Annotated in this window: 15 protein-coding genes; 7 read left to right on the top strand and 8 right to left on the bottom strand. The window is 57.5% G+C overall.

What is annotated here, in order from left to right; genetic code table 11:
* Position 1: 1 nt before the first annotated feature.
* From ASB66_RS17045 to ASB66_RS17055, 3 genes are read right to left on the bottom strand one after another with little or no spacing between them, the layout of a single operon-like run.
* Positions 2–1,000 carry an ABC transporter permease gene (locus tag ASB66_RS17045; protein WP_060718402.1) on the bottom strand — a complete coding sequence of 333 codons (999 nt, stop codon included), beginning with the start codon at positions 998–1,000 and terminating at the stop codon, positions 2–4.
* Positions 997–2,877: an ABC transporter substrate-binding protein gene (locus ASB66_RS17050; protein ID WP_060718510.1), complete on the bottom strand. Its 1,881-nt coding sequence runs from the start codon at positions 2,875–2,877 to the stop codon at positions 997–999. The genes ASB66_RS17045 and ASB66_RS17050 overlap by 4 nt, the downstream gene beginning before the upstream one ends.
* 38 nt (positions 2,878–2,915) lie before the next feature.
* The gene (locus tag ASB66_RS17055; RefSeq protein WP_060718403.1) at positions 2,916–4,802 is read right to left on the bottom strand and encodes an ABC transporter ATP-binding protein; all 1,887 of its coding nucleotides are present in this window, start codon (positions 4,800–4,802) and stop codon (positions 2,916–2,918) included.
* Positions 4,803–5,013: 211 nt separating this feature from the next.
* Here ASB66_RS17055 and ASB66_RS17060 point away from each other — a divergent pair, with 211 nt between their 5' ends.
* On the top strand, positions 5,014–5,958 hold the full coding sequence (locus tag ASB66_RS17060) for a glycosyltransferase family 32 protein (protein ID WP_234612963.1): 945 nt from the start codon (positions 5,014–5,016) through the stop codon (positions 5,956–5,958).
* A gap of 4 nt (positions 5,959–5,962) precedes the next feature.
* Here the strand turns inward: ASB66_RS17060 and ASB66_RS17065 are convergent, their stop codons facing one another.
* Both ASB66_RS17065 and ASB66_RS17070 read right to left on the bottom strand, forming a co-directional pair.
* A complete protein-coding gene (locus tag ASB66_RS17065; RefSeq protein ID WP_060718404.1) occupies positions 5,963–6,706 on the bottom strand; it encodes a polysaccharide deacetylase family protein in 744 nt (247 codons plus the stop codon).
* The gene (locus ASB66_RS17070; RefSeq protein WP_060718405.1) at positions 6,699–7,823 is read right to left on the bottom strand and encodes a glycosyltransferase family 4 protein; all 1,125 of its coding nucleotides are present in this window, start codon (positions 7,821–7,823) and stop codon (positions 6,699–6,701) included. The genes ASB66_RS17065 and ASB66_RS17070 overlap by 8 nt, the downstream gene beginning before the upstream one ends.
* Before the next feature lie 191 nt (positions 7,824–8,014).
* Here ASB66_RS17070 and ASB66_RS17075 point away from each other — a divergent pair, with 191 nt between their 5' ends.
* Positions 8,015–9,367 carry a nucleotide sugar dehydrogenase gene (locus ASB66_RS17075; RefSeq protein ID WP_060718512.1) on the top strand — a complete coding sequence of 451 codons (1,353 nt, stop codon included), beginning with the start codon at positions 8,015–8,017 and terminating at the stop codon, positions 9,365–9,367.
* 4 nt (positions 9,368–9,371) lie between these two features.
* Positions 9,372–9,854, top strand: a complete 483-nt coding sequence (locus ASB66_RS17080; RefSeq protein WP_060718406.1) for a class I SAM-dependent methyltransferase — start codon at positions 9,372–9,374, stop codon at positions 9,852–9,854.
* 91 nt (positions 9,855–9,945) lie between these two features.
* Here the strand turns inward: ASB66_RS17080 and ASB66_RS17085 are convergent, their stop codons facing one another.
* Positions 9,946–10,410: a cyclic nucleotide-binding domain-containing protein gene (locus ASB66_RS17085; protein WP_060718407.1), complete on the bottom strand. Its 465-nt coding sequence runs from the start codon at positions 10,408–10,410 to the stop codon at positions 9,946–9,948.
* Positions 10,411–10,449: 39 nt separating this feature from the next.
* Positions 10,450–13,170, bottom strand: a complete 2,721-nt coding sequence (locus ASB66_RS17090) for an ABC transporter transmembrane domain-containing protein (RefSeq protein WP_060718408.1) — start codon at positions 13,168–13,170, stop codon at positions 10,450–10,452.
* 340 nt (positions 13,171–13,510) lie between these two features.
* On the opposite strand from ASB66_RS17090, the gene ASB66_RS17100 reads away from it, so the two are divergent.
* Both ASB66_RS17100 and ASB66_RS17105 read left to right on the top strand, forming a co-directional pair.
* Entirely contained in the window at positions 13,511–14,650 is a 1,140-nt protein-coding gene (locus tag ASB66_RS17100) for an exonuclease SbcCD subunit D (protein WP_060718410.1), read from the top strand.
* Positions 14,647–17,721 (top strand): AAA family ATPase, encoded by a 3,075-nt coding sequence (locus tag ASB66_RS17105; RefSeq protein ID WP_060718411.1) that lies wholly within the window; start codon positions 14,647–14,649, stop codon positions 17,719–17,721. The genes ASB66_RS17100 and ASB66_RS17105 overlap by 4 nt, the downstream gene beginning before the upstream one ends.
* 147 nt (positions 17,722–17,868) lie before the next feature.
* Here the strand turns inward: ASB66_RS17105 and ASB66_RS17110 are convergent, their stop codons facing one another.
* Complete coding sequence (locus ASB66_RS17110; RefSeq protein ID WP_474368108.1) at positions 17,869–19,617, bottom strand: methyl-accepting chemotaxis protein; 1,749 nt, start codon at positions 19,615–19,617, stop codon at positions 17,869–17,871.
* A gap of 891 nt (positions 19,618–20,508) precedes the next feature.
* Between ASB66_RS17110 and ASB66_RS17115 the strand changes: the two genes are divergently transcribed.
* Positions 20,509–22,044 (top strand): hypothetical protein, encoded by a 1,536-nt coding sequence (locus ASB66_RS17115; protein WP_060718412.1) that lies wholly within the window; start codon positions 20,509–20,511, stop codon positions 22,042–22,044.
* Positions 22,045–22,568: 524 nt separating this feature from the next.
* Complete coding sequence (locus ASB66_RS17120) at positions 22,569–24,356, top strand: DUF262 domain-containing protein (RefSeq protein ID WP_060718413.1); 1,788 nt, start codon at positions 22,569–22,571, stop codon at positions 24,354–24,356.
* The last annotated feature ends 98 nt before the right edge of the window (positions 24,357–24,454 follow it).

Here is a 24,454-nt window from a genome sequence, read left to right on the forward strand (position 1 = left end):
CTCACTTGCTGCGCCCTCCCTGCAAACGGATACGCGGATCAAGCAGCGCCAGCGCGATATCCGAGATCAGCACGCCGATGACCGTCAGCACGGCCAGGAACATCAGGAACGACCCGGCCAGATACATGTCCTGGTCCTGAAGCGCCCGGATCAGCATCGGGCCGGTGGTTTCCAGAGACAGCACGACGGCGGTAATTTCCGCCCCGGAAATAATCGTCGGCAGGATCGAGCCGATATCGGAAATGAAGAAATTCAACGACATGCGCAGCGGATATTTGATCAACACCCGAAACGGATGCAGCCCCTTGGCGCGCGCCGTCATCACATATTGCTTGTGCAGCTCGTCCAGCAGATTGGCCCTGACACGGCGCACCATGCCAGCGGTGCCAGCCGTGCCGATGATGATGACAGGAATCCAGAGATGTTCGAGGATAGACTTGAACTTGTCCCAGCTCATCGCCTGGCCAAGAAAGCGCTGGTCCATCAGATGACCGATCGAGATGCCGAACCAGATATTGGCGAAATACATCATGACAAGCGCCAGAATGAAATTCGGCACGGCGATGCCAATCAGCCCCAGCAGGGTCAACCCGTAATCGCCCCAGCTATATTGATGGGTGGCAGAATAGATGCCGATCGGAAAAGCCAGCAGCCAAGTGACCGCGATGGTGACGGTTGACACCAGGATGGTCAGCCAGACCCGGTCTCCGACCACATCGGCCACCGGCATACGATATTCGAAGGAATAGCCGAAATCGCCCTGCACGAAGCCAGTGACCCAGTTGAAATAGCGGATCGGCGCGGGCTGGTCGAAACCGTAGCGGGCCTTCAGCTCCTCAATTTCCTGCAAATCGGCCTTTTCACCGATAGCCCGCATTTCCTCGACATAGCTTTCAAAGTAATCGCCGGGCGGCAATTCGATAATGGTGAAGACCAGCATGGAAATCATGATCAGCGTCGGGATCATCACGGCAATGCGCCAGAGAATATAGCGGATCATGTCGCATCCTCATCATACCAGAATGTATCCGGCATATAGACGCCGAGTTGGGAGGTCGGGACGAAGCCAAACAGGCCTTTTTCCGGCAGGTTCCTGAGCTTTCGCGATTTCACCACCGGCTGCAAGGCGGAGTTGACGATGCCGATGGTAAAGACCTGATCGGTATAGAGCCGCAGCATGTCATGCCAGATCGCCGTGCGCTCTTCCAGCAGATCGGACTGCCGCCAGGCCCGAAACAGGTCAAGCAAGGCCCGCGCCTCGGCAATTTCCGGCGCCCGGCCATCGCCGCCGCCCGACAGCGTATGCAGGCCCCAAAGCGGCCATTGCAGCTGGTCGTCACTGGTCGGCGCCAATTCTCGCGGAGACATGTCAGCGGTTGGCACGCCATTGTCCAATCCCTGCCAGACGGCCATCACCGTTTCGCCATTGGTGATGCGGCGGCGAAACAGCTCGCGATGCGAGATATGCACGAACAGGCGGAAACCGATCTTGCGGAAGTGATCGGTGATCAGCTCCAGCACGTCGGAATCAAAGGAGCTTTCCCCGGTGCTCTCGACAATCAGCACCGCCTCGCGCCCATCCGGCAGCAAGCGAAGACCGTGACGATCAGGGCGGACCAAGCCTGCCTCGTCCAACAGCGCATTGGCCTGATCGGGGTCGAAACCGGCCCAGGCATCGCGATATTCCGGCTTGAACAGCGGGCTTTCGGGCAGAATGGCATTGGCCGAAGCCTGGGCCAGGCCGAAAAACACCGCCTTGTTGATTTCTTCGCGGTTGATGGCCAGGGACAGCGCCCGGCGCACCCGGACATCGAGCAGCACCTGGCGCCAGACCAGATCCTTGCAATTCAGGTTGGGCATCAACGCAATGCGCGCCCCTTGGGTGCGCTTCCACAGATCGACCTTGATCGGATAGCGTTTCTCGGCGTTTTTCAGGAAAGTATAATCGGCAAAATCCAGATTGGTGAATTGCAGATCGCTTTCACCCGTGCCGGTCTTGGCTGAAATCAGGTCGCCGGAACCAACGCCCATCACCACCTTGTCGATATAGGGCAGTTGCAAGCCGTTCTCGTCCACCCGGTGGTAGAAGGGATTGCGCTCGAAGATGAACTGGCCCGATGGCGGCGCGGTCCGGGGGAGCCAGGCGTCCAGCGTCGGCAGATCGGGATTTTCCGGGCGCACGATGCGCGACATTTTTTGATGCAGCGCCACCCAATCCTGCACGCCGTTTCGTTTGGCCAGTTCCTCCAGCTTTTCCTTGGTCTGGTATTTGTGGTGGAACTGCTTGAGATAGGCGCCGGGCATCATCAGACGCGTTGCGGTCGGGGCGGCAAGTTCGGCCAGGAAATCCGGATTGGGGTCCTCCCAGGTATAACGAACGGTCAGCGCGTCCAGCACCTCGAAGACCGGTTCCTTATCATTGACCCGGAAAACGGTCGGAATTCCGCCCTTGTGAAGCTTCTTGTCATGGAACATGTCTTCCCAGACATAGCGGAAATCCTCTGCCGTAAACGGCGACCCGTCCGACCAGCGATGGCCGTCGCGCAGGTGGAAGGTAAAGATCCGCTCCTCGACCACCTCGAACCGTTCCAGCAGATCCGGCTGGAAATTGAAGGCGAGGTCATAGCCGATCAGCCGACAGTAACAATTGATCGGCATATATCTGATATCGCGCTGGCCGCCGATCAACATGCGGATCGTGCCGCCATAGCGCCCTGGCACCCGCTCAGGCCCTTCAAGGGACACGACGCGCGGCGCTTTCGGCAGGCGCTCCGACATTGGCGGCAGTTGGCCAGCCTCGACCTTGGCTTTCAAAAGTTCCGGTTCACTTGGATGAGACGCCGCCAGAAGCGGGCGGGGCAGAAAGGCCGCGGACATCAGCGCAAGCGCTCGACGGCGGGTAAGGCGGTGGCGGATCACGAGCGCAACTCCTTAGCGTCCACCTCACGGCGGGCCAAAACCAGATGGCCACCACCCAGATCGGCATGGGCAAGCGTTGCCGGATCGCCTTCATCGTGAAAATGCCTGGCCCAGCGCTTTTTGGCAGCCAACGACGGTTCTCCGATCAGGTTGAAATCCATCGGATGATCCAGATTGGGCAGCGGCACCGCCGCCAGCAATTTCTTGGTATAGGGATGGACAGGATCACGCATGATCACCTCGCAAGGGGCGATCTCGACAATACGGCCCGCATACATCACCGCCACCCGGTCGGCCATGTAATTCACCACGGCCAGATTGTGGGAAATGAACAGATAGGTCAGGCCAAGCTCACTCTTCAAATCCTTCATCAGGTTGAGGATCTGTGCCTGCACCGAGACATCCAGCGCCGAGACCGGCTCATCGCAGATCACCAGATCCGGCCCGAGCGCCAGTGACCGGGCAATGCCGATCCGCTGCCGCTGCCCACCGGAAAAACTATGCGGATAGCGGCCCAGCGCAGTTTCCGGCAGGCCAATCGCATGGATCAACCGGTTGACCAGATCCAGCCGTGCAGCCCGGCTGCCACGCTCATGAATTTCCAGGGGTTCGCTGATGATGCCGCGCACCGTCATGCGCGGTGACAGCGAAGAGACCGGGTCCTGGAACACCATCTGGATGCGCGTGCGCAGGTCTTGCAGCTTTGATCCTTCAGCCTTCAGCATATCCAGCGGACCATCGGCACCATGATAGACAGCCGTGCCGTGATCAGCAGTAACGCCACGCATCAAAATCTTGCTGAGCGTGGTCTTGCCGCACCCGCTTTCGCCCACCAAGCCCAAGGTTTCACCGCGAAAAATATCGAAGGAGACGTCGTTGACGGCCAAAGTTGGCGAAGACGGGCGCGAGAAAAATCCGTTTGACCCCTTGGACTGGAAGGATTTGGAAATGTTGCGCACCGAAAGCAACACGCCATCGTCGCCCGAGGACACGCGACATCTGTCCATCAACCGACCGGTATCCACCTGGATTTCCCGAAGCGGCTTCAGGCGCTCATTGCGGTCCATGTCGAAATGCGGCACCGCCTGCATCAGGCCTTTGGTATAGGCATGTTGCGGCGCGCTGAAGATGGCTTCGACCGGGCCGGATTCCATCACCTCACCGCGATAAATCACCACAACTTCATCGGCGAGACTGGCGACGACACCAAGATCATGAGTGATCAACAGGATCGCCATGCCAAGCTTTTCCTGCAATTCCTTCAGGAGCTTGAGGATCTGTGCCTGGATGGTCACGTCAAGCGCCGTGGTCGGTTCATCGGCAATCAGCAGCGCCGGATTACAGATCAGTGCCATGGCGATCATCGCCCGCTGGCGCATGCCACCGGACAGTTCGAACGGATACATGGTCGCCACACGGGCAGGGTCGTTGAAGCCCACCAGCCCCAGCATTTCCTCCAGCCGTTCCTGGCGTTCGCGCGGCGAAAGCGCGGTGTGGACCCGCAACACTTCCTCGATCTGGTTGCCGACAGTATGGACCGGCGAAAACGAGGTCATCGGCTCCTGGAAGATCATGCCGATCCGGTTGCCGCGAATCTGGCGGATCTGGCGACCGTCATAGGGCAGAGACAGCAGATCGACCTGTGCTGCCTTTTGGGGATCATTAAACAGAACCCGACCATTGATCTGTGCCAGGTTGGATTCGATCCCCATGATCGAGCGACCGAGCACGGATTTACCCGACCCGGATTCACCGACCAACGCCGTGACCTTGCCGGGCCGCAGCACCATGCTGAAAGACTTGACCGCCTGAATGCTTGCGCCCAACAGGGGAAAAGACACACTGATATTATCCACATAAAGCAGATCTGCGCATTCTGCCATGCGTCACTTTTCCCAACCCATGCTATGACTTTGTAGGTACCGTATCTTAGCAAATCATTGATGTCTATCGCTGACACACATGCTTTAATCGCGACCCGGACATGGCTTTACGGCTTGCACATGTCAGTTTTTTATCGGTAGGTCAGAAGACTGATAAAATGGACCTGTCATCGTGAGCCAAGACTTACCCCCAAGACTGAAAAGTCGCGCCATGATTGCCCAAAGCCTGGAGTTTGCCAAAAAGCGCGAGCTAGAGGCGGCAAAGACTATGCTGGATGCCCTGGCTGGCGACCATGATTTATTGGCGCAGGCCAAATTGGGGCCGGACACCGCGCTTGGCCTGCCGCGCAAGCTGCATTCGGCCTATCTGAAGCTTGCCAAGATTGCTGGAGACCGGCTGCGGGTCACCGGGCTGCAATATACACTTGCGCCTCCGCCGGACCTGCTTTTGCCGTTTTCGCGCTTCAGCAGCGATGAGCGGCGAGATATGGCAGCGCTGAACCGCGAGGCAGCGCCAAGAGTGCTGCACCAGATCTGGCTCGGAACACTGGCCCTACCGCCTGCCTGCCAGGCCTGGGCCGACCACTGCGCCCGCCATGGTTTTGCCTATCGGCTATGGCGCGAGGCGGATCTCGAAGCACAGGGGTTTGACCAGCATCCAAGCTTTAAGGCCATGCTGGCACGCGGCGACTTTCCCGGCGCCGTGGATGTGGCGCGCTATCTGATCCTTCAGCACTTCGGCGGAATCTACCTCGATTGCGACTGGTATCCGGCCCGTGACGATATCGGCTTTGCCGATTGCCTTGCTCTGGTCGGGCTTGCCGCCCTTGCCGAGGACACACCGCGCCAAACCGGCCTTGGCAGCCTGCTGATGACCAATTCCTTCATCGCCAGCCCGCCCGGCCATCCGGTCTTTGCGCGGATGATCGAGGCCATGCCGCAGGCCATGGCGATGCTGCCGGATGCGCCCGCCTGGTGGTCGACCGGGCCGCTGCTGATGACCGTGGTGTTTCGAGGCACCAGCTTTGCCGTTCCTGATGCCGGCTTTGTGGCCGCCAATCTGGAGCGCGGCGCGCCGTTTGCCGAGGTGGAGGCGGCACGGGACGCGGCCCTGACCACGGATGGAGGCCTGCTGATTGGCTGGAAATCCTGGTAGGCACTTATGCTTGCGGCTGAAGCAATGTCCGCGCACTTTCCCAGCGGCAGGCCGGATGGGTGGCGGTCAGCGCGAACAGCCGCGTCAGGAAATCCCAGACCGTTTGGTCATGAACCAGATGATGGGTGAGGATGCCGATGGCGTGTAAAGGTTCAGATTCGGGCGCCAGATAGGCCGCCAGTTCCGCAAACAGGATGTCGGCATCACGCCCACCGCGCGTCCCGCGCCAGTCCATCACATCCACATGGGTGTTGAGAAGGGATGGAGCATTTCCGCGTTTCTCCCGGCCAAACACCGACAGCGCCGTAAAGCCAAGACCGGGCAGCGATGAAAGCAAAGCCGTGTCAATCCGGTTCCAGGGCGGCACCAGCATCGGCAGCAACTGTTCGCCGTAAAGACCGCGCAGCTTGGCCAATCCCTGGCGCAGCTCGTCCAGGACGATTGCCACCGGGCGATGCCCCCCTAGTTCCTGGTTTTTTTCACCTGGACCAGCATGGCTCTGGTGGTTCCAACCATGCACGGCGATGGTGGCAAGGGTTTCTGCCTGCAGCAATCCGGCCAGTGCCGGACCGGTCGGCTCGGGAATGATCGCCAGCGTCAACGGTATCTGGAAGCGGCGGGCAAGCGCCAGCAAAGTCTCCAGCGGATCGCTCGGTTCGACCGCATCGTCATCGCGCAGCCAGAGGTTAACCGTCTTTCCCTGGGCGGCGAGATCATCGAGGCGCTGTCTCAAGAGACTTTCAGACATTATGACTCCCGCCTTCCGATTCCAATTTAGCACTATCGTCCAGACACTGTTCCAGCAGGGCGGAAAGCCGGGCGCTCGCCGCCTCAATCGAGCGATCCTGCGCGACCATCTGGCGAGCCGCTTGAGCCATTGTCTGGCGTTGGGACGTATCGGTCAGCAGGGTCGCTATAGCTTTAGCATAGGCCGACGCATCGCCGGGCGGCGTTAAAAATCCGGTGATGCCGGGCGCGACCACTTCCGGCACGCCTGCCACGGCCTCGGCCACGACCGGCAGTCCTGCCGCCTGCGCCTCCAGATAGGCAAGACCATAGGCTTCACCATGGCCCGGCCAGACATAGACCGATGCGGACGATAAGATCTCGGCGACGGCCTCAGGCGGTTGCTCGCCCAGGAATTCGACCCTGTCAGGTGGAAAGCCGGAAAACAGTGCCCGAACCTCGGCCCCGCAGGGTCCATCCCCAACCACTTTCAGCCGCCAGGCAAGCTCGGGTAGCAGTGCCAGCGCCTTGGCCAGCGCGGCATAGCTGCTGATCTTGTCGCCGGGACGCATCATCGCCACGGTTGCCAGCACATGTTGCTCTGACTGCTGCGGGCGAGCAAGAAAGGCCTGCGCATCGATAAACGGCGTCAGCCGGGCCAACCGGGCGTGCGGAGCGACAGCCTGCAAGCCCTGCATATCCCGCGCCGTCAGGCAGAGATTGACAGCGGCGGTCCTGATCGTATCCAGCAGCATGTCCTGAAAACCAGCCCAGACGCCGAGATTGCGTCGCTGCGAATAGGAAGCCTCGGCGGTGACATAGGGGATCGCAAACCGGCGGCAGAGGGGCGGGCCGATCAGGTCCGGCGCCTTGTAATACGGGTGATAGCAAAACCACAGATCCGGCTTGCCCTGGCGCTGGTAAAGCCCAGCCAGCCGCTCGATCTCTTCCTGCGCCGCCTGGGCCAGATCCGGGAGAACCGTCTCCGGCGTCGCGTGGAAACTGCGCAGATCAGACGCCACGGTGACATCATGGCCCGCCAGCCGCAAAGCCCGCAGCAGGAGGCGCGCCATCAGCCGATCGCCAGAGGGGACCGGATGGTCGGGGGATTTCAGCGGCGCGTAAAAGCCGATTTTCATGGGCAGCCTCATCGTCATGCAGGGACATGTGCGCAGTCCGCAGGCTGTTGCAAGAGGCAGATGCAGATTTATCGCCACCCATCACAGCCGATCAACATTGCCCGACAAGATGAGCGCGCACCCTTGACATCCCATCATGCGGACCGCAACTGAAGCCGGTATTGAAATCGCCTGCGGAGCTTTATCCCACCATGTCCCATCATCCCGTTGCCGCCGAATTGCTGTCCGCCATCCAGTCCCGCCATGCGAAGGCAGCGGTGATCGGCCTCGGCTATGTCGGCCTGCCGCTAGGCATCAGCATTGCCAAAGCCGGGTTCACGGTGATGGGCTTTGATATCGATGCTGCCAAGATCGATGCTATCGAGGCCGGGACAAGCTATATCGAGGCGGTGCCGGAGCATATTCTGCGCGAAGAATGCGCAGCGGGCCGCTTTTCCGCCACCTCGGATTTCCTGGCGCTGGCCGATTATGACGTGATCGCCATCTGCGTGCCGACACCGCTGACCAAGAACCGTGACCCTGACCTGTCCTATGTGGAAAACACCTGCCGCCAGATTGCCAAGTCGCTGAGGCCCGGCCAGCTGATCGTGCTGGAATCCACCACTTATCCCGGCACCACGCAGGAGGTGGTAAAGCCGATCCTCGAACATTCGGAGCTGCGGGCCGGAGAGCATTTCTTCCTGGGCTTTTCCCCTGAGCGAGAAGATCCCGGCAATCGGGAATTTGAAACCTCGACCATTCCTAAGATCATCGCCGGTGATGGCCCCGACGCTTCGGCCTTGATGGCAGCCTTTTATGGTGCCGTGGTCAAAACCGTGGTGCCTGTCTCCTCCACGGCGACAGCAGAAGCCGTCAAGCTGACCGAAAACATCTTCCGCGCCGTCAACATCGCCTTGGTCAATGAATTGAAGCTGGTCTATGACGCCATGGGCATTGATGTCTGGGAGGTAATCGACGCCGCCAAGACCAAGCCGTTCGGCTATATGCCGTTTTATCCCGGCCCGGGCCTCGGCGGCCATTGCATTCCCATCGATCCGTTTTACCTGACGTGGAAATCGCGCCAGTATGACCAGCCAACCCGATTCATCGAACTGGCGGGCGAGATCAACACGTCCATGCCGCATCACGTCGTCTCCAGGCTGGCCGAAGCGCTGGACCGCAAGGCGGGCAAGGCGCTGAGCCGGTCGCGCGTGCTGATCCTGGGGCTGGCCTACAAGAAAAATGTCCCTGACATCAGGGAAAGCCCGTCGCTGCGGCTGATGGAGCTTATTCTGGAGCGCGGCGCCGAGGTCGCCTATTTCGACCCCTTCCTGCCCGAAATTCCAAAAACCCGCGAATATAGCCATTTGAAAGGCCGTCGCAGTATTGCCTGGAACGAGGAAAGCCTTGCCGCCTTCGATGCCGTGCTGATCGCCACCGACCATGACACTGTCGATTACCAGCAATTGGCCGATTGGTGTCCGCTGATTGTCGATACCCGCAACGCCCTTGCCCGCCGCAGCATTGCCGATCAGGCCGCAGGCCATACGATTGTGAAAGCGTGATCCCATGAGCCGTCTCGACAGTTTCATCAACCGCATGAGCGCCCAGCGCGATCTCTTGAACCATGTGCGCGATAATTACCCCCTGCCCGAAGGCCCGGTGCTGGAAATCGGCCTTGGCAATGGCCGGACCTTCAGTCATTTGCGGGAGAATTTCACCGGTCGCCGCATCGTCGCCTTCGACCGGCAATTGGGCGCGCATAAAAGCTCCATTCCGCAGGACGGCGACCTGATCCTGGGGGAAATCGACCAGACTGGCCAAGACTTCATCGGCTGCGGCGCGGCCTTTGTCCATGCCGATATCGGCACTGGCTATCCTGACCGTGACGCAGTCACACTCACCTGGCTGCCGGATATGGTGGCTGGGATGCTGCGGCCCGGCGGCTATGCGCTCAGTGGCCTGCCGCTCGACCACGAAGCACTCGAGCCGTTACCTGTCCTCGAGCATATCGAGAAAGACCGTTATTTCTTCTATCGTCGCCTGCCGTGATTTTTTGCATCGACATCGGCAATACAAGGCATTTGCCTCAAATCCGCCCGAAATTCCGGTGCTAATGAGTGTCGTGAGGAATGGGTATATCCTAATCGACAAGAGAAAGTTGCCGCAAGCGAACAGTATCAAGTTCGGTTGTCATCGCACGAAGACGCTCTGCTAATGCACGGCTAAACTCCATGCTCATGCGTGGGCTGTCAGCCATGACCTTGCCGAGACAATCTTTGGCGATGCGAAGCGTTTCAACGTCTGTTGCAGCACGTGCAGTCATTCGTCTTGGCCCTTGGCAGAGAAGCGACATTTCACCGATGATGGATTTGCTGTCTGCTTCACCGATCCTGACTTGGCCTGTTGGCATGTCTGAAAGCAAATCCACCTTGCCAGACAGGATGACATACGCAGCATCGCCGCCATCGCCTTGGCGAAACAAAATGTCGCCGGTATTATAGGTTGCCCTTTGCGAAGCGAAGGCCAGGAGCTTCAGTTTGCACGGATCGACGTGCTTGAAGTATGGAATATTCCGCAATAGCTGCACTTCGTCTCGCAGTAACATGCTTGCCACCAACTTCCCGGTTTTCGGTGGCCTGACCCCTCATGCCACCAATGCCTTGAAAATATCATTTTCATTGCCCAGAGCCTCGAACGTGCCGTCCGCGACCAATGAACCGCTGTCGAGTATCAGAACACGATCAAAGTTTTTTGACAATGATGTGTTCGACAAAACCCAAAGGATAGAGGGATCATTGTCCTGCTCGCGCAGAAATGCAAGCACATCCTTAACAATATCCTCCTGAACACGAGCGTCGAGGCCCGGCAGGGCTTTATTGAAGATATAATAGTCGCAACGCCGCACCAGCGCGCGGGCAAGGTTGAGCTTGTGGCGCTGAACGATGGTCAGCCTGCGGCCACCGCTGCCAATATCGAATTCCAATCCAAGCGCCAGGAACCGTTCCGTCAGGCCTTTCTTCGAGCTCAGTTTCGCCGCCAGCTCGCGGAATTTCGGCTGGGCTTCGGGATTGCGGTTGACGAGCTTGCCGAAAATCACGTTTTCACGCAACGTCGCCGCCGCCATGTAGCGATGCGGATCATAGCGTTCGATACTGTGGCGCAGGTCCGGTGACAGGTTATCGTGAAACAGGTCGCGGGCGCCAACGATCTTGTCCATCACCTCTTGTGTCAAAACACCCATACGATAGCGCGGCTCGACATAATTGAAGCTGAGCCGGATCATTGCCCGCTGCTCTTCCTCGTTCGGTACTGGCTTGGTCCGGCCTTGAAGGCGTTGCAGGATCTGCTGGTAAAACACAACGTCGTCGGCGGTCAGGACATCGAGCTGCTGGAAGAACGGATGATCGGCCGGCAGGCCGCCGAAGATTTCCACAAGGTTTTCCGCAATCAGGAAGCCCATCTCGTAAAACAGGCTAAGCAGACCGGCGCGCTCCAGCACATCATAGAAATAATCGCTTTGATGGGCATAGACAGGTCCATTGACGATTGGACGCAGCGTCCCGAACAGCAGATTTTCTCCCAGTGTCGCCTCGGCATTATAGGCATTGGGGTCGAAGTGAACCACGAGATTGGCAAGACCCTGCCGTTGCAATTCATCCCGCAGCGACAGACGCAACTCCACAACTTTTTCCGTCAGGTCCGGATATTCAAGCGGATCGACAATGGAATGCAGCGCCAGTTCCATCACGTCGCTGGTCAGTTTCACGGTATCGAGCGCCGTCAGGATCGATTTCTTCAGGTCGCTGGCTTCACCGTGCAGCACGGACGTCGCCCGCCGATCGATCCAGTCGGCATTGGGATCGAGATCGGAGTTTTCAGATAATTGCGCTTCCTTGATCTCCCAACGGCGTTTGATTGCCTCGCGCCCGGTATAGTTCACCGAATTGGTCGGCGCATGTTTCAGCCCGTAAATCAGGTTGTCCTTGAGGCTGCCATGAAAGAAATAACCGTCAGCAGACACATAGGAAATGGCCCGGCCCGTCACCGACTCCGGCAATTCCAGCAGGTCGGTATCACCAAGCACGATCTTTCCCGCCACCGGCCAGTTCAACCGGCCAATGGCTTCGGCCATCACTTCAGCCCCGACACCGCGATTGTCGATGGCGGCAATCGTCTCGCCCCGGCCGATTTTCAAAGTGAGATTTTCCACCACCTTGGCGCCGCCACTATCCTGCAAGGTCACATTCTGCAAAGCCAGCTGGCCAGCACGGGCAGCCATTCCCACAGGCGCCAACGCCTGTAGCGCCGGCTCAATCATCTGTGGCGGTTCGAATTGTTCCAGCACCTGTTCATATTTCACCTGCACGTCCTGGCGGGACTGATCCCAGTCGATCAGCTCTTTCAACGGACCGGGCAGATCCTTGTAGGCGTTGATGACAGCCACCAGCTGGCCCACGTCCAGACTGCCCTTCAGCGCGAAATAACCGCCGATGGAATAGAACAGGAAGGGTGTCAGCTGCGACAGGAAGTTATTGAAAAATTTGACAAAAAACTTCCAGCGATAGAGATCGTAGCGGATCTTGAAGATATCGCCAAGCCGCTTCGAGATGTCGGCGCGTTCATAATTGGACGTATCGTAAGCATGGATCGTGCCGACGCCATCGACGATTTCCCCGACCTTGCCGGCCAATTGCCGGGCCTGAAGCTGCCGCTGACGGCCAAGAATGAGCAAGCGGCGGCGCATTTTGGGAATGATGCCGACTTGAAGCGCCACCATTGCCCCGGCAATCGTACCAAGCCAGAAACTTTGCAGGAAAATGAAGAACAGCGCGGCCAAGGCCTGACCGCCCAGCATGGTCGGCTGCACGAACGCGTCCCCGGTAAAGCCGCCAAACGGCTCCACCTCGTCGCGCACCATGGTCGAGACTTCGGAGGAATGGATCTGCTTGACATAGCTTGGTGGGAACCGCAGCACCCGATCCACCAGCTCATAGCGGATCCGACGCAGCAGGCGTTCGCCAAGTCTGCCCTTGTAGGTATTGATATAGAATTTAAACAACCCGTTAATGATCACCAGCAGCAGGAAAACGCCGCTCAGCGCCATCAGGCTCGACATGCGATCAAGCGATATCCCGCCCGAATGCAATGACCAATCGGTCAAAGGCACGGTCCAGTCGAAGGCAAACAGCGGCTGTCGCGAATCCGGCGCTTCGAACCCGCTTCCCTGGATCGGCCCATTGATGATGCGCTTGGGCAGGTCGAAGGCCAGAAAATACGGCACCATCGACAGGATAACAATCGTCAGAACCCAGATCTGCTGCTTGCGCGTATGCCGCCATATATAAAGGAGTAGGCTTTTTTCCATCAGCTGGTTATCACGCGGACCACTGTTCGTGCCGAACAACGCCCTTGCGTCGTCCATTCAAGAAGATTGTTTATAAGGACAAGCCAGGCTGCCGGAAAGCCATCCTGCCCAGCAGGATAGCAAAAAAACCAAACCGCTGCACCAAAGTGATCGCAGGTGAACAGCAAAAAGGCAATCCTTATCCGGCTTACCTCCATACCAATGCCCGAAGAGGTGAACACATCCCCGCCTTGCACGCAAAGAGCCCGGGATAAGCCGTCCTGGCCGGTGTTTCATCTGGAGCATGCGGCATTATGCCGGTAGAGAATCCTGACGGACATCGCTCACCGGATCGGACGCCATGAAAATCCTCCACACCGCCGACCTGCATCTGGGCCGCCAGCTGAACGGTTTATCGCTGGACGAGGATCAAGGCGCCATTCTCGACCAGATTGTCGATGCCCTCACCACGACCCGTGCCGATATCCTGATTATTGCCGGCGATATTTTCGACCGGGCAGCACCTCCGGCAACAGCGGTGCGCCAGTTCAACGCCTTTCTGTCGCGGGTCGCAACGGAAACCACCGCTGCCGTGGCAATCATTGCCGGCAATCACGATTCTGGCGACCGGATCGGCGCCATGGCAATCATGACCGACAGGCAGCGCGCGCTCATTCAGGGTCCCGTCGCAAGAGAAACGGCCCCCCTTGTCCTGCATGACGCCCATGGACCGGTGGCCTTTTCCGCCCTGCCCTTCGCCTATGAATTTGCCGCGCGCGAATGTTTTGCCGACCCGGCCATCGCCACACCGCAGGACGTGCTGGCCGCCCAGGTGGCCGACGCGCGCCGCTGCCTGCCGGAGGGTGCACGCTGGGTAATTATCGCCCATGCCTTTGTCGCGGGAGGAACAAGCGGCGACACAGAACGTCCGCTGGCCCGCGTCGGCGGCATTGAAACCGTGTCACCGGAGATTTTCGAAGGCGCTCACTATGTGGCACTCGGTCACCTGCACCGGCCACAGAGTGTCTCGGCGCCTCACATCCGCTATTCCGGCTCGCCGCTGGCGTTCAGCTTCGGCGAGGCCAGCGAACAGAAATCCATGACCCTGATCGATCTCGACGCCGATGGCAGGACACAGATCGAAACCATTGATTTCAATCCACCACGGGCCGTGCGCCTGTTGCGCGGGCTATTGGCCGATCTGCTTCTGGCCCAGCCGTCGCAGGACTTTATCAAGGCGGTGCTCACCGATCCCACCCCGCTGATCGATCCAATGAAGCGGCTGCGGGCGGTGTTTCCCAATGCCTGCCAGCTGACCTATGCCCGTGATGAGCGGGCGCCGGAGCTGAAATTCGCGGTCACCACCGCTGCACCGGCTGATCCGCTGGAGGTAATCGCCGATTTCATCGCCCAGGTTCGTGATGAGCCGATCTCCGAGCCAGAACGCGCGCTGGTCACGGCCATGCTGGAGGATCTGGACGCCGAGGAGAATGCCGCATGAGACCTGTCCGCTTGGTGATGCAGGCCTTTGGCCCCTATGCCGGACGCCAATCCATCGATTTTCGCGAAGCCGTCGCTGCTGGCCTGTTCGGCATTTACGGCCAGACGGGATCGGGAAAATCGACGATTTTCAGCGCCATGACCTTTGCCCTGTTCGGTGAAGCGGCGAGAGCCGAGCAGGACACCATCTCGCTGCGCTCCGACCATGCTTCGCCTGATCTCGCCACCGAGGTGGAATTCGTATTCGATCTCGGTGCGCGACGCTACGTTATCCGCCGTCGCCCTGAACAGATGCGGCCAAAACAGCGCGGCGGCGGCGAAACCCGGGACGCCCACGAGGCCTGGCTGTTCGACGCCACCGGACTTAGTGAAAGCGAAATTACCGCCGCCCAGCCGGGCAAGGTGCTGGCCGAGAAAAAGATCGGTCTGGTCCGCGAAAAAATCACCGATCTGCTGGGCTATGGTCCCGAACAGTTCAAGCAGATCGTGCTTCTGCCGCAGGGCCGGTTCGAGGCCTTTCTTTCCGCCAAAACCCAGGAACGACAGGATATTCTGAGCGCCCTCTTTGATGTGTCCCTCTATCGCCGACTGGCGGCAAAACTGAAAAGCGACGCCGAAAGCGCCGAGCGGCTGGTGCGCGAGGAGCGCGCCGTCTGCCTTCGCCGCCTCGGTGCCGACGGGTTCGACAGCATGCAGGCTCTGGTGGATGGGATTGCCGAGGCGACATCGTCGCTCACCGACCGTCAGCAGGAAGAACAGAATTTCCGGCTGGAGGCAGACGCCGCCCGCACTGCGTTGCAAGCAGCGAAAGACACCGATAGCCAGTTCAAGTCCAGGAACGCTGCTCGCCAGACACGGCAGAAAACCCTCGACCAGGCCGCAGACATGGCCGCGCTGCGAGCGCAGGTCACAGCCGCCGAAAGCGCCCGGACACTGGCCGATGCCGAGAGCCGGGTGATCGAGGCACAGCGCGACTACAAGAATGCACAGGCCGCGCTGTCTCTGGCAACGCAGACCCAGGCCTCGACTCAGGCCACCGCGCAACAGGCGCAAGCGGCCTACCAGCAGCAATTAGAGAGCAAAAGCGAAATCGAAACGCTACGCCGGACAATCGATCAATTGGAACGCAACCGGGATGTGCTGGAAAAAGCCACCGGCCTCACCGCATCGGTCGAGGTGGCCAAACAGCGTGTGCAGGAGGAACAAGCGGCGTTCCAAACCGCAAAGGCCGGTCTCGATGATTTGGCCAACAAACAGCAGGTCCGAGAGCAGGCCTTGAAACAGGCGCGCCTGACCCATGAGCGCAGGCTGTCATTGACCACAAACCTTACGGCCTTGCAGGCGCAAGTGAAGCAGGCCGAGATCGTGGAACGGGCTGAAAAAGATCTGCAACAGGCCCGTCAACAGCTAAACCATAGTACAAACATTCATACCGAACGGCAGGCTCAGACCACCAAGACCGCAGCCCTGTTCGATCAGGCCGAACGCCGGCTCGCCTCAGCACAAGCGCTCCATCTGGCCGCAAAGCTGGCGCCTGGTCTCCCCTGCCCTGTTTGTGGCGCGACCGACCATCCGGTGCCTGCAATAGGTGACAGTGCCGAGGCCGGGCTGGACAAGGCCTTTCGCGAAGCGAAACAGGCCCTGGAAAAGGCGAGACTCGACGAACAGCACAGCGCCACCGCCCATGCCTCTGCGCAAGCCACCGTCGATGAACGCCAAGGCAGGCTGGCGGATCTGGAGCGCCCGGAGCGCCCTATCCAGTATCTGCGCCAAGACATGGAAGATATGGAGCGCGACCTTCGCGGGCTTGGCCCGGCCATCGATATCGCCGCGGCTGAAACCACGCTGGAAAATCTTGGAAAAGCCATCACCGATGCGCAAGCCCGCCTGGACCAGCACCGGGACCGGTTGGCTGCGCTGAAGACCGAGACCAGCAGCGGTGAAGCCCGGCTTGCCGAAATGCTCTCCGGCATCGCAGTCCATTTGCGCGATAGAGCGGCCCTGGAGCGCCAGCTTCAGCAGTCGAAGGCCTTGATGACAAGCCGGGAAACCGCATTGAAGCGCAGCGAAGAGGCCGCCACAGCGACCCGCGAAGCGGCGTTGAATGCACACAAGGACAGAGAAGCTGCCGAAAACATCCTGACCGAACGACAAGCCCGCTTCGAAAAGGAAAATCAGGGTTTCGAGGATCGCTTGCGCGACGCTGGCCTGACGCGCGACGATCTGCACCGCCTGAAACCTGCCATTGCTACGCTTGACCGTGACAAAGCGACGATAGAGGATCACCAGCGCAAATTGCAGCGCGACAGTGAAAAACTCTTGGAATTGGAGACAGCGCTCACGGGTAAGCAGCCGCCGGACCTTCTCGCCCATCAAGAGGCGCTTTCGCTGGCTGAAGCCGCTTTCGATACAGCCGTTACACTACGCGCGGCAACGGCGGCCCGGCTCGATCACTTGCAAAAATTGCAGCAGGATCTTGCCGGTATCGCCAAACGGCTTGACGAAGCCGAGGCAACATCCGGTCCCCTGCGGGAGTTGGCTGGCCTGTTCGACGCCCAGAACCGGCAAAAGCTGAAACTGGAAACCTTCGCCATCGGCGCAATGTTCGAACAGGTCTTGCAGGCCGCCAACCTCCGGCTGGGCCCGATGACCAATGGCCGCTACAGACTGGAACGCGACATTGAATCCGGCGGACGAGGCAAGCGCGGTCTGGGAATTCTTGCCTTCGATATCCATACCGGCAAGGCGAGACCCACAGCAACCCTTTCCGGCGGCGAAACCTTCATCGCCGCCCTGGCGCTCGCCCTGGGCCTGGCAGACGTGGTCGAAAGCGCCAGCGGCAAGGTGCGGTTGGATACGATTTTCCTCGATGAAGGCTTTGGAAGCCTCGATACCGAAAACGGCTCAGGCACACTTGATCTGGTCTTGCAGGCCTTGAATAGCCTGGCCAGCCAGAACCGCACTGTTGGACTGATATCCCATGTTCCACTTGTTCAGGAAGCGATCCCGAATGGTTTTTACGTCAGGAAGGACAGCGATGGCAGCCATGTGGAAGCCCGAGGCATGATGTAACAGCTAGCCATGTCTCATCTGCTGTATACCATGAGTCATTTACACTGACTGATCGTATTCTTTTTGCAAATGTCTCAAACACTTATGCATTTGAGACATTCACAAGCTGCTCAAGGCGAGGATGCGGGAGCATCTGCGATCTTGGTATTAAGTGAGTTGATGAAAGCGATCATCTTCTGCGTCAGGACCACCCATGGAAAGATCGAGAGCAAAGCCCTTTGCGCGGGCTTGCTGCGCCGCCACAGATCGGTTTGCCATTGGCTTGCGGACTGGCTGGGCCGATGGCACTGCCTTACGGACTGGCGCAATAGTCCCCCTTGATTTGCGTGTCTGAGTATCGCCGCTATCTCCCGTCTGGAAGAAAGCGAGCGAAGACTGCAATTCTTCCGCCTGAGACGCAAGCTCTTCAGAGGTGGCCGACATTTCCTCAGACGCACTGGCGTTGTGCTGCGTGACCTTGTCCAATTGCTGAATGGCCTCGTTGATCTGGGAGGCTCCCAGATCCTGTTCACGACAGGAGGCAGAAATTTCCGAGACGAGTTCGGCGGTTTTGCGAATATCAGGAACGAGCCGGTTCAGCATTTCGCCAGCTGCAGTCGCTGCCTTGACAGTCTCACCGGACAGGCCACTGATCTCTCCTGCCGCAGCCTGCGAACGTTCGGCAAGTTTGCGCACTTCGGATGCAACAACAGCAAAACCTTTGCCATGCTCACCTGCGCGCGCCGCTTCAACCGCAGCATTCAACGCCAGAAGATCTGTCTGACGGGCGATTTCCTGAACGATGGAAATCTTTTCAGCAATCGTTCGCATGGCATTGACGGCTTTATCAACCGCCTCACCGGATAACTCGGCATCTTTCGCAGACTGGCGCGCAATCTTCTCTGTCTGTGATGCGTTATCGGCGTTTTGCTTGATATTAGCGGCCATTTGCTCCATGGACGCCGAGGCCTCTTCAGCCGCAGAGGCTTGCTCTGTCGCACCCTGCGAGAGCTGCTCAGAGGTGGACGAGAGCGCCTGGCTGCCGCTGGTCACCTGATCAGCCGCACTGGCGACGCCGGTGGCAAAGCTGGTCAGGTTATCGACCAACGAATTGATCGCATCCTTCATTTTCTGATGGTCACCTTCACAGGCAATTTCGACATGCTCTGTCAGATCGCCAATGCTGACGAGATTAAGCACTCTATTGCCCTCACCAATTGGCAACAGGATAGCATCCAGCATGGAATTTATGCCCGAAACCATTTTGGCAAAATCTCCGACGAACCGAGTGGCCACGCCTCGCTCGCTCAGATTTCCCGCAGTAGACGCCACGGTTAAACGTTGAATTTCGGTAACGATGTCTCGGAAATTGTTCCTCAGCGTTTCGACCGTATCGTTGATGAACGCCTTCTTTCCTGGAAATTGCTCCAGCGTCGCCTCAAAATTACCTTCGCCAAATTCCTTGATGCAGGCCATGGCCTTTTTCTTGACGACGATATGGCCATTGACCATGTCGTTGACGCCCTTCGCCATCACCGCAAAGTCGCCTTTAAAACGCTCTACAGGCACGAAGACATCGATATCACCCTTGTCGTGCTCCGCAGACATCCGGTTCATCTCGGCGATAAAGCCCTTGAGATTGCCACGCAAAGTTTCTACCGTGTCATTGATGAATGCTTTCTTCCCCGGGAATCGCTCAAGCGTAGCCTCAAAATTCCCGTCACTGAACTCCTGAACGCAGGCCATTGCCTTCACTTTAACGGCGATATGGCCAGCGACCATTTCGTTGATGCCCTTCGCCATGACGGAAAGATCACCCTTGAAGGCATCGACCGGAAGAATGGCATCAATATCGCCCTTGTCATGGTCAATTGCCATTCGGGTCGTGGCTTCACGGAGCTCAGAGACCGGGCGCATAGCGGCGTCGAGCAATCTGTTGACCGCATCCAGCAAGCTCTTTGCCTCGCCTGTCGCTATGCCCACCTGAGCGCGACGCGCTGTGTCGCCATCAGCCATGCTACGCGTCAGATTCTCGATCTCTGTAATTGCTAGCTGTGCGCGGGACGATTTTTTGAACTGTGTGTATAAGGACATGGTGAGCCACCCAACGCGTTACAATAAGTCTATCAATCTGGATCGAAGGTGAGTGTCATTCGCTAGGCATGACCCAGACGAATTCGTCAGCTTCCTCAAAAGTCGACAAACCGATTATTGTGACGAACAATAAAGGATTCGTGAATAAAAGAGATTACTTATAAAATGACATCCAACACCCGCCGCTGAATGATGGCTCAGACGTTGGAACATCGAGCTCATTTGAAGGAATTTTGGCGATAAAAATGCTGGGATTTCTCAAAAATCGGCACATCCACAGTTTGGATTTTTGGCATTTATTCTGTTAATTTAGGTGGTTTTGAGCTGGCTGTTTACGATGGGAGACGTTTTGGCTTGATTGGGAATTGACCTGATCGGCCTGCTGCCGGTTTCTTTGTCAATAGCGCAACTGGAGGCATAAACGCAAAAATCCCGCAGCGGGTAAGGCTACGGGATCTCGGGTAATATTTGGTTGCGGGGGCACGCAACATCCGGTTCCTGCGATTGGTTGAGCGAGAAATACCGAAGCTTGCAGCGTAATGAGCGTGATATAGCGTCATCTGAATTGCATAGTACCGTCGCCATTCGGCGGCGAAAAAGTTCGAATAGCGCAGGATCGAATAGTAAATTTTCGCACTACTGGGGTTGTCGTCTGTTCTTTTTTTGTTCTAAATAACGCTACTCAAGTCCTTTTCTCGATAACCCGATTTTGCCATGGAACACCGCTTTACCCGCCAAGACCTTTATGACCGCGTTTGGTCGAAGCCGATGTCACACCTAGTTGTCGAACTCGGGACTACGACAGGCAATCTCAGCACATTGTTGCGACGCGCCGATATTCCAACGCCGTCGTCCGGGCATTGGATTCGCAAGGAGTTCGGTAAGGCTGTCGAGCAGCCATCTTTGCCGCCAGCACCATCTGGATGTGTCGAGCCACTGGTGCTGGATACAGACAAACGGAGTGTTAGGCGCAAACTGAACCATGTCAAAGCGGACCCCAATGCGGTTTCCGTTTCCAGTGAGAAACAGCAGGTCCTTGCGCCCCCTGCTGAAGATCCAGCGCAAGTCGCGCTAAAGCCACGTCCGACACAACCGACGACGATGACACGGGAGGAACTCTACGTCGCGGTGTGGACGACGCCGATGTCTCGTTTGGCCGAGGACTATGGGATAAGCGGCAACGCTCTTGCCAAGACCTGCGATCGGGAAGATATCCCGTATCCGTCACGCGGATATTGGGCGAAGCATGCCGTGGGCAAAGCACCAAAACAGACGTCATTGCCGAAATCGAGCCGTACACGTTCCATCACCATTCGCCCAACTCCGTTGCCGCCGCCTCCCATCGAACTCTCGCCGGAGGTCAAACAACAGTTAGACAAAGCCCGTGCCAGTGAACCCACCCTTTTGGTGCCAGAACGCCTACTGAGACCCCACGCGGTCATAGCCTCATGGCTCGCGGAGCACGAACAGAAGAAGCGTCAAGCCCGAAGTGAGCGCGATCCATGGAGACGCGATCTTTATGACCCCGGCGATTTCTCCGAAACGGACCACCGTAAACATCGTATTCTGGATGCGTTGTTCAAGGCGATTGAGCGCCAAGGGGGAAAGGTTAAGCAGGGAGAGCGAGGCGTCCTATTTGTCGAGATCTTAGGCGAAAAGGTGGAGTTCCAGTTTCGCGAGAAGCAAAAGCAGGAACGTCGGGCTTTGACCGATGACGAAAAGCGATTCAGATCACCCGGCGACAACGGCTGGAAAAAGGAACTGGTGCCGACAGGATGGCTCGTTTTCGAGGTCAAAACCTGGCAGTGGCCGGACGGTCTTCCACGTCAATGGCTTGAATCCGAGAAGCAGTCGATGGACGGCATGCTGCCGGACATTGTGGCCACCTTCGTCGCAGCCGGACCATTGCTCGTTCAACAGCGCAAGGATCGAGAGGCGGCGGAGCGCGAGCGCCAACTTGCCGAGCAGCGCCGGTATGAAGAACAACGGCGTCGCAAGCGAGATGCTAACCGCTGGCGGCGCTTCCGGGAGCTAGCGCAGGACTGGCACCAACTTGCTGCCGTGCGTGATTTCCTAGCTGCACTGCGATCAATGGACGTTACGCTCACCACCGAGATCGATGGCCGCAGCGTTCAGGAGTGGATCGCATGGGGGGAGGAGTGGCTCCAGCGGGCTGATCCAACTGCCGACGGTATCAGCGGCGTGTTCAAGCGAATCGCGGAAATCACCGATTGGACCTATCGGGATTGACCAAGTGGACGCCGATCAACCCAGAACAAAATGCGTGTCCGCACTGGCAAAGCCCGTATCTGCCCCATTAGTCCTGTGTCTTCCATCTTATCTTCGTTCGGTTTATGTTCTAAAGAGAGTCAGAAGGGGCTTGGGCGATTTCGCGTTGGGAGATAGATGCAGGCATTGATACGATAGCTCGGAACAAAGGATCTATTATCAGAGGATTTGTATCGAATTTCTACGAACAAGGGAAGCTATGCAAGCAGCACCTCTTCAATCGAGTGCCTCTACCACACATACGATACGGCGCCTGGAGTCCAGACGGTCATTCGAAGCAAGTAGGCCCAACGCATTTACCACATGTGATCGCCGTCAACCGCGGACTTTGCGTCAACCCTCCCTGTATCTCCGCATTACTCGACGGCCAGGGGATGCACGCAAAGCTCTTCCACAACGAAGGGTAGGAATATCCAACAATACGCACGTATCTGACTAGACTACGGATATAGTTTCATGCACACGCTGATTGTGGGGGAAACAACATGAAAATTACGCCGAATTCTCTGACGCTCAATCAGCTCTTCAGCTCAACAAACGAGCAATTTGTAATTCCGTCATATCAGCGCCGATACTCTTGGCGCGAAAGGCAGGTTATAGAACTGATCGAGGATATCGAGTTTTTAGAAAACTCAGATACCCATCTGCTTGGCAGTATCGTGTGCCTTACAGGCCACCACACGGCGGGTTTAAACAGGCTCGAACTTGTCGATGGACAGCAGCGTCTGACGACGATCAGCATCCTTCTTGAATGCGTTCGTGAGCGACTTGTGCGCGAAGGCGAAACCGACAAAGTCCAAGAGTTAAGCCGCCTGTTGACGGCGAAGGCGCTGGGCGGGACACCAATGCCAAAGATTGCGCTAGATTCGATTGATGGCGATGAATTCAGGCGCCTTGTTGAGAACCCAAACGATAGCGATGCCACTCCTCACGCTAACCATAATCTTGTCGCGGCCTTCTCAATCATTCGATCGTGGATCAGCGACTGGTCCTTGGAGAACCTCGGGAGCTTCCTGTACAAACTACAAAACAACTCGTTGATCATTCGGCTTGACGTCAGCGACGCCAAGGACGCCTTCAAACTCTTTGAGACGATCAACAACCGCGGGCTAAAACTCAGTCCGACAGATATCATCAAAAACTTCGTCCTCGGAAACGCTGCGCGGTTTGGCATGGACCAACTCGATGAGGCGCGAAAGAGCTGGGCACTGCTTATTGCATACCTCGACGGCGCAGATACGGACGCATTTTTTCGCTATTTCCTTATTTCAGCAACGCAACGAAGGATCACCAAATCTCAGGTGGTGCCGGAGTTCAAATGGCTGTTCATGAACGAGGTGTTCGAAGCCGAAAAACTGCCCGACCGCCACCTCTACGCCGATGAGGATGAGATCGACGACGAGGAGCCTGATCAATCGAGTGACGTCGAGGATGTCGCCATCGAGCGCGATGGAACCGCCCATGTGACCTTCAAGGATTTTCTCCGCCGAGTGGTCACAAGCGCCAAAGTCTTCGGCGAACTGGTTCTTATAAAAACCGGCGACAAACGTATTGACCGTCACCTTAGAAATCTGCGGATGATCAAGTCGGCTCAGACATACGGCTTTCTGATGCATCTTAAGGTTGGAGGCATGGAAGACAAGACCTTCGTCGAGGTTCTCAAGATCACGGAAAACTTTATTCTCCGCCGGCACGTCTGCCGTGAGCGCGCGAACGAGACGGAAACGCTTTTTGCCAAACTGTGCTCTATCGATCCAAAGGGACCGGTATCAGAAATAAAGGCAGGGTACAGAGATGCCTGCCCCTCGGATGAAAAGTTTCGCGACGAATTTGCAACTGCGAGCTATACACCCAACATCATAGATCGCGCGCGATATTGCCTTGAGCAAATCGAACTTTCCAAACACGGCAAACATGCAGAGCTGCAGATTCTAGGACCAGATGACGTCCACGTCGAACATATTATTCCTCAGAAGATCAAGACGAAGCGATCAAAGGAAGAGTTCGGCGATTGGATAAGTTATCTCGGCGAGAAAGCCGATCTTCTTCACCCGAGAACGGTTTCGAAAATCGGCAATCTGACCCTCTTTTCCGGAACATTGAACATCGGGGCGTCCAACAACCCGTTTGCCAACAAAAAGAAAGCTTACCAGCAATCGTCAATCTTAATGACGAACGAGCTCACCGCGCTTCCGTCTTTCAAATTCAAACAGGTGGACGCGAGATCGAAGGAACTTGCCGACCTCGCTGTTTCTCGCTGGCCGGCACCCTAACGGGCAAACGGGCCCAAGTAAGAAATTGCAGTACAATGACACGTAGTGTCGTGACCCACCAGGCGTCCCTTTCTGCGGGCAGGACTGAAAGATGTCAG

Source organism: Gillisella vitis, from assembly GCF_001541345.2.
Taxonomy (GTDB): Bacteria; Pseudomonadota; Alphaproteobacteria; order Rhizobiales; family Rhizobiaceae; genus Allorhizobium; species Allorhizobium vitis.

Excerpts from the sequence above, each read along its gene's own strand:
- ASB66_RS17045 (WP_060718402.1), bottom strand. The coding sequence starts at position 1,000 with ATGATCCGCTATATTCTCTGGCGCATTGCCGTGATGATCCCGACGCTG.
- ASB66_RS17050 (WP_060718510.1), bottom strand. The coding sequence starts at position 2,877 with ATGTCCGCGGCCTTTCTGCCCCGCCCGCTTCTGGCGGCGTCTCATCCA.
- ASB66_RS17055 (WP_060718403.1), bottom strand. The coding sequence starts at position 4,802 with ATGGCAGAATGCGCAGATCTGCTTTATGTGGATAATATCAGTGTGTCT.
- ASB66_RS17060 (WP_234612963.1), top strand. The coding sequence starts at position 5,014 with ATGATTGCCCAAAGCCTGGAGTTTGCCAAAAAGCGCGAGCTAGAGGCG.
- ASB66_RS17065 (WP_060718404.1), bottom strand. The coding sequence starts at position 6,706 with ATGTCTGAAAGTCTCTTGAGACAGCGCCTCGATGATCTCGCCGCCCAG.
- ASB66_RS17070 (WP_060718405.1), bottom strand. The coding sequence starts at position 7,823 with ATGAAAATCGGCTTTTACGCGCCGCTGAAATCCCCCGACCATCCGGTC.
- ASB66_RS17075 (WP_060718512.1), top strand. The coding sequence starts at position 8,015 with ATGTCCCATCATCCCGTTGCCGCCGAATTGCTGTCCGCCATCCAGTCC.
- ASB66_RS17080 (WP_060718406.1), top strand. The coding sequence starts at position 9,372 with ATGAGCCGTCTCGACAGTTTCATCAACCGCATGAGCGCCCAGCGCGAT.
- ASB66_RS17085 (WP_060718407.1), bottom strand. The coding sequence starts at position 10,410 with ATGTTACTGCGAGACGAAGTGCAGCTATTGCGGAATATTCCATACTTC.
- ASB66_RS17090 (WP_060718408.1), bottom strand. The coding sequence starts at position 13,170 with ATGGAAAAAAGCCTACTCCTTTATATATGGCGGCATACGCGCAAGCAG.
- ASB66_RS17100 (WP_060718410.1), top strand. The coding sequence starts at position 13,511 with ATGAAAATCCTCCACACCGCCGACCTGCATCTGGGCCGCCAGCTGAAC.
- ASB66_RS17105 (WP_060718411.1), top strand. The coding sequence starts at position 14,647 with ATGAGACCTGTCCGCTTGGTGATGCAGGCCTTTGGCCCCTATGCCGGA.
- ASB66_RS17110 (WP_474368108.1), bottom strand. The coding sequence starts at position 19,617 with ATGCGCCCGGTCTCTGAGCTCCGTGAAGCCACGACCCGAATGGCAATT.
- ASB66_RS17115 (WP_060718412.1), top strand. The coding sequence starts at position 20,509 with ATGGAACACCGCTTTACCCGCCAAGACCTTTATGACCGCGTTTGGTCG.
- ASB66_RS17120 (WP_060718413.1), top strand. The coding sequence starts at position 22,569 with ATGAAAATTACGCCGAATTCTCTGACGCTCAATCAGCTCTTCAGCTCA.